12 protein-coding genes and 1 pseudogene are annotated in these 10,493 nt (G+C 55.4%); 1 reads left to right on the top strand and 12 read right to left on the bottom strand.

Going from position 1 to position 10,493, the window contains the following annotated elements; all coding sequences use genetic code 11:
* Positions 1-112: 112 nt before the first annotated feature.
* Positions 113-403, top strand: a pseudogene (locus tag ACFSE1_RS19010) (LysR substrate-binding domain-containing protein); the annotation flags it as partial.
* A gap of 139 nt (positions 404-542) precedes the next feature.
* On the opposite strand, the gene ACFSE1_RS19005 reads toward ACFSE1_RS19010, so the two are convergent.
* From ACFSE1_RS19005 to ACFSE1_RS18950, 12 genes are all read right to left on the bottom strand, one after another.
* Entirely contained in the window at positions 543-1,586 is a 1,044-nt protein-coding gene (locus tag ACFSE1_RS19005) for a quaternary amine ABC transporter ATP-binding protein (RefSeq protein WP_377405085.1), read from the bottom strand.
* The gene (locus tag ACFSE1_RS19000; RefSeq protein WP_377405082.1) at positions 1,579-2,466 is read right to left on the bottom strand and encodes an ABC transporter permease; all 888 of its coding nucleotides are present in this window, start codon (positions 2,464-2,466) and stop codon (positions 1,579-1,581) included. Before ACFSE1_RS19000 ends, ACFSE1_RS19005 begins: the two co-directional genes overlap by 8 nt.
* Before the next feature lie 197 nt (positions 2,467-2,663).
* The gene (locus tag ACFSE1_RS18995; protein WP_377405079.1) at positions 2,664-3,662 is read right to left on the bottom strand and encodes an ABC transporter substrate-binding protein; all 999 of its coding nucleotides are present in this window, start codon (positions 3,660-3,662) and stop codon (positions 2,664-2,666) included.
* 80 nt (positions 3,663-3,742) lie between these two features.
* Positions 3,743-3,874: a hypothetical protein gene (locus ACFSE1_RS18990; RefSeq protein ID WP_377405076.1), complete on the bottom strand. Its 132-nt coding sequence runs from the start codon at positions 3,872-3,874 to the stop codon at positions 3,743-3,745.
* A gap of 520 nt (positions 3,875-4,394) precedes the next feature.
* Positions 4,395-5,171: an EscU/YscU/HrcU family type III secretion system export apparatus switch protein gene (locus ACFSE1_RS18985; RefSeq protein ID WP_377405073.1), complete on the bottom strand. Its 777-nt coding sequence runs from the start codon at positions 5,169-5,171 to the stop codon at positions 4,395-4,397.
* Complete coding sequence (locus ACFSE1_RS18980; protein WP_377405071.1) at positions 5,161-5,970, bottom strand: EscT/YscT/HrcT family type III secretion system export apparatus protein; 810 nt, start codon at positions 5,968-5,970, stop codon at positions 5,161-5,163. The genes ACFSE1_RS18985 and ACFSE1_RS18980 overlap by 11 nt, the downstream gene beginning before the upstream one ends.
* The gene (locus ACFSE1_RS18975; protein ID WP_377405068.1) at positions 5,971-6,240 is read right to left on the bottom strand and encodes a flagellar biosynthetic protein FliQ; all 270 of its coding nucleotides are present in this window, start codon (positions 6,238-6,240) and stop codon (positions 5,971-5,973) included.
* Positions 6,241-6,336: 96 nt separating this feature from the next.
* The gene (gene sctR / locus ACFSE1_RS18970; RefSeq protein ID WP_377405065.1) at positions 6,337-6,987 is read right to left on the bottom strand and encodes a type III secretion system export apparatus subunit SctR; all 651 of its coding nucleotides are present in this window, start codon (positions 6,985-6,987) and stop codon (positions 6,337-6,339) included.
* Positions 6,984-8,012, bottom strand: coding sequence for a FliM/FliN family flagellar motor switch protein (locus tag ACFSE1_RS18965; RefSeq protein WP_377405062.1), 1,029 nt, complete (start codon positions 8,010-8,012; stop codon positions 6,984-6,986). Before ACFSE1_RS18965 ends, sctR begins: the two co-directional genes overlap by 4 nt.
* A complete protein-coding gene (locus ACFSE1_RS18960; protein WP_377405059.1) occupies positions 8,009-9,325 on the bottom strand; it encodes a FliI/YscN family ATPase in 1,317 nt (438 codons plus the stop codon). The genes ACFSE1_RS18965 and ACFSE1_RS18960 overlap by 4 nt, the downstream gene beginning before the upstream one ends.
* Positions 9,318-9,866 carry a type III secretion system stator protein SctL gene (gene sctL / locus ACFSE1_RS18955; protein ID WP_377405056.1) on the bottom strand — a complete coding sequence of 183 codons (549 nt, stop codon included), beginning with the start codon at positions 9,864-9,866 and terminating at the stop codon, positions 9,318-9,320. The genes ACFSE1_RS18960 and sctL overlap by 8 nt, the downstream gene beginning before the upstream one ends.
* Positions 9,863-10,492, bottom strand: coding sequence for a hypothetical protein (locus ACFSE1_RS18950; protein WP_377405053.1), 630 nt, complete (start codon positions 10,490-10,492; stop codon positions 9,863-9,865). Before ACFSE1_RS18950 ends, sctL begins: the two co-directional genes overlap by 4 nt.
* Between the last annotated feature and the right edge of the window lies 1 nt (position 10,493).

Below are 10,493 nucleotides of genomic sequence, written 5' to 3'. Positions count from 1 at the left end.
CGCACAGAGACTGAAAATGGCCGCGTGAATTCTACCGCGGAGCCCCGTTGAAAATGGGGGGATTACCTATCCAACCCGGGGAGACACGAACGACACGAACACCGTGCGGAGATACAAACGGCGCTTCGAGAAGGATGGGGAAACGGTGGCGCTCGATGTTAACGGCCCGATCATACTCGATGAAGCCAATATCGCGCGTGCCGCCATTATGGCAGATGTTGGCATTGGCTATTTCATGGAACAAAATGTCTTGGCGGATATTGCCGAAGGACGGTTGATCTGTGTGCTGGATGACTGGACACCGCCCTTCCCGGGCATCTGCCTCTACTATCCAAACCGCCGCAATCCATCAGCCGGCCTCAAGGCTTTTCTCGCCCTGGCCCGTCGTCACGCAGAGGAATAGGCGCGTACTCCGTTCTTTCCAGACGGCCATCACCTCGATGGCCGCGCTGGCAATTGTCGCCATACCGATAATCAGCGCTTGGCGACAAGTGCTTGCGGGATCCGGCTGACCTGCCAGCGGAACCGGGCCAATATCCTGATCAGTGATGCGTTGACGATCCAATCATGGCCGTTGCCACTTGTGGCAGGGTCACGAAGCCGACAGGCGTCTGCTGATCCACGACGACGACTTCCTTCTGCGGAGCCATGGCCAGGATTTGCATTGCATTATCGAGGCTAGCGCCGAGCGGAAGACTGAAACCACTTTCCACTGACTGGCCACTATAGGGGCTCATGATGGCATCCACCCGGATAACGCGACCGCGATTGACTTCCTTGACGAAGCTCTCGACGTAGCTATCAGCCGGTTTGAGCACAATATCCTGGCTGCTGCCCTGCTGGATGATTTCGCCGTCGCGCAGAATAGCAATCTGATCTCCCAATCGCAGCGCCTCGTCCAGATCATGGGTAATGAAGACGATCGTCTTGCGAATCTCCTTTTGAAGATCCAGCAACACGGTCTGCATATCGACACGGATTAACGGATCTAGGGCGGAGTAGGCCTCATCCATCAAGAGAACGGGTGCATCGTTGGACAGCGCCCTCGCAAGGCCAACACGCTGCTGCATTCCGCCCGAAAGCTGGTTTGGATACTTCTTCTCAAACCCCTTCAGTCCGACGCGCTCAATCCAGCGCATGGCTACATCGACGGATTTGGCGCGAGGCACGTTCTGAACTTCCAGGCCGTAAAGCGTGTTTTCCAGCACGTTGCGATGGGGAAACAGGGCAAATTTCTGAAACACCATCGCGGTCTGGTGGCGACGAAACGTCCGCAGCGTCTGTGGGTTCATCTTGCAGATGTCAGCCCCGCCCACCAACACCTCGCCAGCAGTGGGATCAATCAAACGATTGATATGCCGTATCAGCGTCGATTTGCCGGAGCCGGAAAGCCCCATGATGACCTGGATCGTTCCGGCCGGGATGCTGATATTGATATCTCGCAATCCCAGAATATGCCCGTGCTTATCATTCAACTCAGCCTTCGTCAGGCCATTCTGAACTGCCTCGATATAATCCGAGGCTTGAGCGCCGAAGATCTTATAGAGATTGCGGATCTGGATCCCGGCAAATTCTTGATCAACCATGGGCGATCTCCCGGTGCTTTTGCAAGCGAGCGCCGAAGGCCTGGCTTACGCGGTCGAAGATAATGGCAATGCCCACGATTGCGAGACCGTTGAAGATGCCAAGAGTGAAGTATTGGTTGGAGATAGCCTTCAGCACGGGCTGTCCGAGACCCTGAACCCCAATCATGGAAGCAATGACCACCATCGCAAGCGCCATCATGATTGTCTGGTTGATGCCAGCCATGATTGTCGGAAGCGCGAGGGGCAGCTGCACGTTCTTCAGCTTCTGCCAGCTCGACGAGCCAAACGCATCGGCGGCTTCCAGCACGTCACGATCAACGAGGCGGATGCCAAGATTGGTCAGGCGGATCATCGGCGGAATGGCGTAAATCACGACTGCGATGAGACCCGGCACCTTTCCAATACCCAGCAACATGACCACCGGGATGAGGTAGACGAAGCTCGGCATAGTCTGCATGACGTCAAGGATGGGATTGACGATAGATTGAATGCGGTTGGAGCGCGCCATCAGAATGCCGGTAGGAATACCGATCACAATGGACAGGGCCGTGCAAACCATGATCATGGACACGGTTTTCATCGTGTCTTCCCACATGCCGAAATAGCCGATCAACAGCAGCGTCGCGAGACAGCCGACCAAAATAGAAATGCTGCGGCTGGCAAACCATATTATGAGACCGATCAGCACCATGATGATTGGCCAAGGGGTTTGTGTGGTGAAACGCTCAGCCCATATCAGAAAATGCTGAAGCGGCGAGAAAAAGGTCTCCAGACCCTCACCATAGGCACGCGTGAATGCGCGGAAGCTTTCGTCAATCACCTTTTTCAAATCGCGCAATGAAGACTCGTCCATTTGCGGAAATCTGTTCAACCAGTCCATTTGGATCCCCTGCCAGTCCTGGACGGTACCATGCCGTCGTCGGGACCGGATTGCGTCACACGGCGCAACGGCTGCACCGCGATTGATAACAAAACTCATGCGTCAGCCTGATTTTCGGGCCAAAAAATGCGCGCCCCTCCGGACGCGCACGTCTGGTCCTCACTCAAACTGGAATAGAGTTGACTGCAATGTGCCTGTCAGAGAGCAGCCTTGATCTTGGCTGCAGCATCAGGCGAAACCCATGCCTCCCAGATAGATTCATTTTCCGCGAGGAAGTGCTTTGCGCCATCTTCGCCGCTGGCCTGATTGTCAGTCATCCAGGCCATCAACTTGTTGACGGTATCGTTGCTCCAGGCGCGCTTGTTGAGGTAGTCCATCACGTCTTTGCCTGCTCTGTCGGCAAAGGGCTTCGTTACCAGCGTTTGAACCTTGTCCTTCGGCCACTCGTTCTTCTTCGGGTCCGGGCAATCCGCAACCGTGTTGCAACGCTTCCATTCCGCAGCATCATACGGAACGCCATGTTCAAGCTTTACCATCTCGTACTTGCCCAGAAGCGCGGTTGGCGCCCAGTAATAACCCATCCAGCCGAGCTTGCGTTCGTAGGCCTTAGCGATGGAACCATCCAGACCAGCCGCCGATCCGGTGTCTACGAGCGTGAAATTAGCTTTGGCAGCGCCATAAGCCTTGTAGAGCTGCGATGTTACAACGGTACCCCCCCAACCCTGAGGGCCGTTATGGATAGCGCCTTTGCTTTTATCCTCAGGATCCGGGAAAAGCTCGGGATGCTTCAGCGCATCGTCAATTGTTTTGATGTTGGGATGTGCCTCGGCAACATACTTCGGAATCCACCAGCCCTGCACAGCAGAGTCAGAAAGGGCAACGGCGGCGCCGATGAGCTTGCCCTCCTTGATACCGCGATTGACGACATCAGGCAGCAGGTCGACCCAACCTTCCGGCGCAAGATCCGGCTGACCCTTTTCGATCATCGACGTAATGGTCGGAACCGTGTCCCCTACAATGATATCCGCATTACAGCCGTATCCGGCATTTAGAATAAATTTATCAAGACTGGCCAGGACCTCCGCACTTTGCCAGTTCATGCTCGCAATCGTCACGCTACCGCATTCGGCGCGCGCTACTCCAGTCATCGCAAGCAAAGCTAACGACGTGCATGCAAATGCTGTCAGATGTTTCATGTTTTCGTCCCCATTTGTTGTTGCGGCAATTCGATCGGAGCGAGCTGCCGCTTGACGCGCCCCGGGAACTTGGGCGCCTGCTAAATGACCGGCAGACAGATGAAGGAGGGCACCTCCCGAGGAGCCCGTCTGTCACTCTGTGCCTCTGCGATGAAACGCGCATGATCGTTGGTATATGGCCGGATATTCACATGGAGCATGCTGAATGTCATGGTCAATCTCCGTCCAAGCTAGTGCGTCAACGAACATCGTATCTGCATGGCCTATCAGTTGTTGATTATTCACTATTCTCCAGACCGGAATTGCTGATTAACGGCATTTCCAAAGCCTTAAAGCGACGTTCAAGTCTCCACTGCCACCGCATAACTTTCATTCGGTCGCGTCCCCTTCATCACGTCGAAAAAAGCAGTTTATGGGAGCGACCTGACCTCTGTTTTTGTCCCGTCAGCATGTTTCTAAACGCCTCCCGGGAACCAGATTTCTCAAATCAAGTATGCATAGTAGCCACAAAGACAGACAATGCTAGAGGTGAAATTTTGAGGCGGAACGCGTATTGTTTCAATGGTGATGCAATACGGAATTTCGGTCTTTATCATCTCTGACGAGACAACCTCAGGAGCCCGGCATTCTAGGGGATCTGCGATCAGCCAACATGAGCTTTACCTCCCCTGCCTCACTGTTTTTTTCGCTCCTACGGCGCAGAACCGCCGACGCAGTTTTGCTCGAGCCGCTTCAATTTCGAATTTCCGCGCCAATCTGTCTGCGCGCGGAACGCACTTCCGGGTCGCCATACATTTCTTTTTGTTCACGCTTCGCTTCTGTCTTTGTCATGCGATTTTCGTGACGAAAGAGTGCACGTGAAATCTTCACGTCAATCGCAGCCGTTACGATCAGTATAATCGCGATGATCACTGCCAGACTGTAGGTGAGATAGGAGGTGACGACCAAGGCGCACTGTTCTGTTCCGCAAAGCGGTGCCCAGAACAAGGAATTCAGAAAATAGAGAAGGGTGGCTGCACCCACCAAAGTCAGAACTGTGCATTTCAAGAAGCTCTTCAAGAATTCCGACAGGCTGTTCAACGAGAAGATTCGCTTGAAACCCTGGGCCGGGTTCAGGCGACTCGCGTCAAACCTCAGATTCTTCATCGAGATCACCAGCCCCTGCGAATCGATGATGGCCGCAATGAACGTGCCAGCAAGACCGAGGATTAACAGCGGCGCGAGCAATGCGAAAACCTGTTGTGCAGCAGCATAAAGAAGACCTGCAATCTGGCGATCTGGCAGTTGCTGCTGATGGACTGGAAGAAATGCAAAGACGGGTTCAAAAAAATCCGCAGCCGACCGGAATAACCAGGCATATCCGCCCACCAGCATTCCCGTTATCAGCAATACGGAAACGGCAGCGGGCAAATCTTGTGAATGTGCTATCTGCCCATCGCGGCGTAGCCGAGCAAGTTTTATGTCGCTGGGCGGAAGAGTTTTCTCTTCAGTATCGTCATCACCTGCCACCAGGAACCTCCAGCATTTGGTTCACCTGCTCGAAGCCCTTTGTCCAAGCATCATGAACATAGCTGCCAATAAATGAAGTATATATAACAAGTATGCTGAAGACTGCTAAATTCTTGAAAGCTGGCAAGGTGTCGTCCAGTGGCAGCTGCTTGGCAGCGCGCCCCATATAGCTGAAGGAAAGTTCGACGGCAAAGGCCACCGTCATAAAGGGGGAAGCAAGCACTGCTCCGACCTTGAACAGCAGGACAAACATTTGCACGATGGCCACCAGCGGTTCGTAGCGGACCTCGGGCCAAGGCGTTAGCACCGGCCAGAAGGTAAAGGACGTATAAAAGACGGAAAATAGGTCCAGCAGTCCCCCCGCGCTAATGAACAGCACCAGAGCCAATGAAAGCAGCAATTGTCCGAGGGTTGTCGTTTCCAGTGCATTGACCTGGTCGAAGATATTTGGCTGGCTGGCGCCGCGATACAGGTCTGTCAGATCTCCGGCCGCCTGTGCAGCCCAGAAAGGCAAACCGAGGCCCGCACCCAGCAGAATGCCGACGCCAAACTCCTTGAGTGCCAGTGCGGAAATGGATGCGTAGCTGAGCGAGACGCCACGCAGTTCCGCATAGGTAGCTGCGATGACAGGAGCCGATATGCCAATTGCCAGGCCGATGCGGAGAATGCCCGTTATGTTGAAAAGCGTGAAGACCGGGAACATCACGATCACGCCGAGCGAGCGACTGCCTCCCAACAGCAAGGCTGTTGCCATGAGAGTGCTCGGTTCAACGCCGACCTGAATGACCGCGGACGCCATCTACCGGACCATCTCCGGGAAATCGTTCAGGATATGCTCGGCATGGTCCACCAAGGGTGTCACCAGAACATTTCCGAAGGCAATTAAACCGGCAGAGAGAAGGATAATCTTCAAGATCTGAGAGATCGTCTGCTCCTGGATCTGGGTTGCCGCCTGAAATATGGCAATGAGCAGCCCAATCAGCGCTGCCCCGAGAAGGAGCGGCCCAACAAGCGCAAAGGTGGCCATGGCGGAGGTGTTGATTTCGGCCAGCATTTGATCGGCCGTCATAGCGCCGCTCTCCCGTTATGCTCCAAATCCAAAAGCATCGGGTTCTGCCACCGCGATTTCAGCCAGCTGGCCTGATACTCAAGCGTAAAAGTTGCTTCAGTTCGCATAGGTCAAAATAAGCCCTTCCAGCAAACGCCGCCACCCATCAATGGCCACGAACAGAAGCAATTTGACCGGCGTGGAAACGACAGTCGGTGACATCATCGACATGCCAAGCGCAACGAGGATCGCTGAAATGGCAAAATCGATCATGAGAAACGGCAGGTAGATCAGGAAGCCTATTTCGAACGCGCGAGTGAGCTCGGAAACCAGAAATGCAGGTGAGAGGATCGTCAAATCGTCTTCGGCAAAAACCACCAGGGAATTGTTGCCCCAGATCCGCTTGGCAGCATCCACAAAGAATTGCCGCACCTCAGGCTCCGAATATTTCAGCATGAACTCCCTGATGGGACCCGCCACCTTGCTAATGCCGTTCGGCATTGTCGCGATACTGGAAAATTCGGCGCTGTGAATGAGGTATTGTTGCCATGTAGCCTGAATAACCGGATTCATGATGAATACGGATAGGACGATGGCGATCACGAACATCAGCAGGTTGGGCGGCGTTTGCTGAATGCCAATGGCGTTACGCACGATGAGCAGCACGACCGAAATCTTCGTGAACGAGCTGGCAACCACCGCCATCAACGGCACCATTGAGACAACAAAAAGCGCCGCAAGACTTTGAAGGAGTGCGGGATCGTTCATGAGCGTACATTCAGTGCGGTGACACGAACAGCTGTCAGTCCTTCGACGGAGATAATCTCTCCACGTCCAATGACTGTGCCCTGGGCAACGATCTCAACTGCTGTGCGCGGTCGCTGATCCAGTTGGAAAACATACCCGACATCCACGGTTTCAAGCTCGGAAAGCGGCAAGGTGACACGGCCGGCATTGAAGACGACCTTGATCGGGATGTCCTCCACGGAGCCTTGATGCAACGGCCCCTCCCCCATCTCATCATCGTTGAAATCGTCCATCAGTTGCCTCATGGGTCCGGTGGGTTCTGTCAGCAACGGCGCCTCCAGAACGAGTTGATCCTTGTTTCTCCGCAGCGGCGCGACATAGCGCTCAGCGGTCACGGCGTACCATTCTTCGTCGCTTGCCGCGGAGACCACGATACCGTCTCCCACGCGTATTCCGCGCAGCTGCTCAGCTGAGAGGGACGCAGTGCCGCATCGCAAGGCAATATCCATCGGAAGCTCTGGCAGTGCCTCACGCGGGAGGGCGATCGCCCAATTCCAGAGCCGATAAAGATGCTGTCGACCGAATTCGGCTCCAATCTGGAAAAGCGTGCCAGCATAGTCGATCTCGAACGCAAAATTTTCAGTGAAACCGAGAGAGTTGAATGGCTCAAGGGCGAGAAGGGAGATCGGTGTCGCGGAGCGTTGTTCAATCTCTGTCAGAAGCTGGTCGAACAGATATTCCAGGACGGAGATCTGCGCGGCATCCGTAAGAGCGTAGAAATCCAGGCCGGGCTGAATTTGCGTGCAAAGCAAATGAACGACCCGGCTTTCAATCAGGATCCGCGCGTTCTCCTCTCCTGCCTGCAAACGCAATATGACGGAGGGAGATTCATGGGGCGTTCTCTGGATGGCGCGCAGCGGGCGTATGCGCACTTCGTCGTCCCGCACCCGAATGCTCTCGGCTTGCCTTCGAACCAAGGGCCGATCAAGCGGCAGAGGTGGCGCGTCAAAGGTTAGAAGCGACTGGGCAAACCTGGAATCGATCATGCCAGCTCCATCAGTGCCTGGATCGTCTCTTCATAGCTGCGCGTTCCGCCGCGTCCGTCATAGAGCAAGGCATTGATCGCATCGCGTTTTGCAACTGCCTCATCCACCTCAGGATCGTTGCCCGGCTTATATTCACCAACCCGGATGAGAAGCTCCACATCGGCATAGGTCGACAGAAGAGAACGAATGCGGTTCGCAGCAGAGATATGATTATCGCTCACCACCGCATTCATGGTTCTGCTCTTGCTCTGCAACACGTCGATTGCCGGGTAACGCCCACTTCTGGCGATGCGGTCAGAGAGGATAATATGGCCGTCCAGCAGCGACCGCGTTTCCTCCGCAATCGGATCATCATTGTCATTGCCTTCGGAAAGAACCGAATAGAATGCGGTAATCGATCCTTTGGCTCCATTACCAGTCCGCTCGAAGATTTGCGGAAGGGCCGCGAATACGGATGGCGGGAAGCCTCGCCGGACAGGGGGTTCGCCAGCGGCAAGGCCAATCTCTCGCAAGGCGCGGGCAACTCGCGTCATGCTGTCAATCACCAAGAGAACCCTGCGTCCCTGATCGCGGAAATATTCGGCAATCGCTGTCGCCGTCAGAACCGCCTTATACCGTTCAAGCGATGGACGGTCCGATGTCGAGGATACCAGCACCATGCGCGAAGGACGGTTCGCCGGCATGTTGTGCTCCACGAATTCCGCCACTTCGCGGCCGCGCTCGCCAATCAGCGCGCAGACCGCTACATCGAATGATCCCGTTTCGAGAATACGCGAAATGAGGGTGGATTTACCGGCACCCGGCGGGCCGAAAATGCCGATGCGTTGGCCTTCGCCGCAGGTGAGCATGGCATCCAGTGCCGTAACACCCGTTTCGAACGGATTCTGTATAGGGCGGCGCGACAGCGGATCGACCGGCTGGCAATGCAGGGGCTGAAAACGGGCTTCCTGCGCATCCGCTGGCGCAAAAGGTTTGCGGATAACATTTCCATGGGCGTCAATGATCGCGCCGATCAGGAAGTCACCGACCATCAGGCCTGGTGGCTTGCCGGACGGAATGACTTCCGTTCTAAGCGACAGCCCCAGCGTCTCGCCGTGAAGGGAGAGGATAGCGGTATCATTTTCAATGCCGACAACCTCTGCCAGACCGATGACACCACGACCTGGCTCGCGCAGTTCGCAGAGCTCGCCAATTCTCACCAGAGGCATTTCCGCCCGAACGACAAGCCCGGAGATACTGCGAATTCTCCCTGCGAAACGCCGGGTTTCCGTCTTGTCGAGTATGGTTTCCAGCTTGGTCAGGACATCAGCCACGGCGGATTGCCTCAATCAAATTCGCCAATTGATCCGCCAGACCGATCTGCTGGCGCTGACCGTCTGCCTCCAGAACCAGTTCGCCGGCAGCAACGTGATTATCCGGCACGATCCTGATGCGGATATCCGTTTGCCGGAGTGCTGACGATACGAATTCAATTTCGTCCGGTGCAACGCGGATTGCGACCGAAGTCGCTGAAGCCGCCTGGGTCAAGGCGGTTCGCACGATCCGGCGAACACGCTCATCTGCCGGTACGTCACCCAGTATCAATGCCACGGAGCGGACGACAATCCTGACAATGCGCTCATCGAGATCGAGAAGCCTTGCCTCGACACGCTCAAGCTGGTCGGCAAGTTTTGCTTCCATCTCACGCAGCGCTTCTGCCCGCCCAGCTTCATAGCCTCGCTCCTGCGCATCCCGCATGCTGTCTTGAATGATATCCTCAAGATCCGCTGCACGGCGATATATGCTTTGCAGAATATCGGACGCATTCTGCAGCACGTCCATTTCTTCCGAGGGAATGACGCGTGAAAGTGTCATGATTGGCTATCCTCTTCGGCAAGATCGGCCAAGGCCCGGCTCACAAGCGGTGCTGCAACTACAGTCACATCCCGCCTTAAGCTGGCGGCGGCGGTTGCATCCGCGTGAATTCGCCAGCGCGGATCAACACCCGCATGTTCTGCCCACTGCCGCACCAGCACCCAGCCATCCGGCTCCACCATGGCAAGGCAATCCTCCAGAGAGCCCAGTGCAACACGCCGTCCGGGCACAAGTGCTGTGTAGCTCAAGGCACGGAAAACCGTGGGCTGGCCAAAAGCGTTTACAATGCTTTCCAACTGCCGCCGGTCAAGCACCTCGCCAAACGAGGGAAGATGATAGGCCAGTCCTATGCATATCGCCGCCTGCCTTAAACGAACCGCATCGACTGTCAGAAACAATTCAACCGCTGCATTTGGCTTCGCGGGCGCGCCGAAAGCGGCGGAGAGCTGCTGATAGAGCCTGCGAGCAAGACGATCGCATCTCACCATGTCGGCGCGCAACTCGGGTGCAAGTGTCGCATAATCGGGATGATTGCCAAGCTCCGCCGCACGAACGATGGATATCATCCGTCGATGAGACTGGATGACATCCGGAACAGACTTGCGAACCGCGGAACCCGTTTTCATC

Origin of the sequence: Affinirhizobium helianthi (assembly GCF_042680945.1) — a bacterium.
GTDB lineage: Bacteria > Pseudomonadota > Alphaproteobacteria > Rhizobiales > Rhizobiaceae > Neorhizobium > Neorhizobium helianthi.
The sequence above is the reverse complement of the archived record's forward strand: the minus strand, read 5'-3'. Positions and strand labels throughout refer to the sequence as shown.

What these genes read in the sequence shown, in the direction of transcription:
- sctL (WP_377405056.1), bottom strand. Translation starts at nt 9,866, where the DNA reads ATGACACTTTCACGCGTCATTCCCTCGGAAGAAATGGACGTGCTGCAG.
- ACFSE1_RS18965 (WP_377405062.1), bottom strand. Translation starts at nt 8,012, where the DNA reads ATGATCGATTCCAGGTTTGCCCAGTCGCTTCTAACCTTTGACGCGCCA.
- ACFSE1_RS19000 (WP_377405082.1), bottom strand. Translation starts at nt 2,466, where the DNA reads ATGGACTGGTTGAACAGATTTCCGCAAATGGACGAGTCTTCATTGCGC.
- sctR (WP_377405065.1), bottom strand. Translation starts at nt 6,987, where the DNA reads ATGAACGATCCCGCACTCCTTCAAAGTCTTGCGGCGCTTTTTGTTGTC.
- ACFSE1_RS18975 (WP_377405068.1), bottom strand. Translation starts at nt 6,240, where the DNA reads ATGACGGCCGATCAAATGCTGGCCGAAATCAACACCTCCGCCATGGCC.
- ACFSE1_RS18990 (WP_377405076.1), bottom strand. Translation starts at nt 3,874, where the DNA reads ATGACATTCAGCATGCTCCATGTGAATATCCGGCCATATACCAACGAT.
- ACFSE1_RS18980 (WP_377405071.1), bottom strand. Translation starts at nt 5,970, where the DNA reads ATGGCGTCCGCGGTCATTCAGGTCGGCGTTGAACCGAGCACTCTCATG.
- ACFSE1_RS18995 (WP_377405079.1), bottom strand. Translation starts at nt 3,662, where the DNA reads ATGAAACATCTGACAGCATTTGCATGCACGTCGTTAGCTTTGCTTGCG.
- ACFSE1_RS19005 (WP_377405085.1), bottom strand. Translation starts at nt 1,586, where the DNA reads ATGGTTGATCAAGAATTTGCCGGGATCCAGATCCGCAATCTCTATAAG.
- ACFSE1_RS18950 (WP_377405053.1), bottom strand. Translation starts at nt 10,492, where the DNA reads ATGAAAACGGGTTCCGCGGTTCGCAAGTCTGTTCCGGATGTCATCCAG.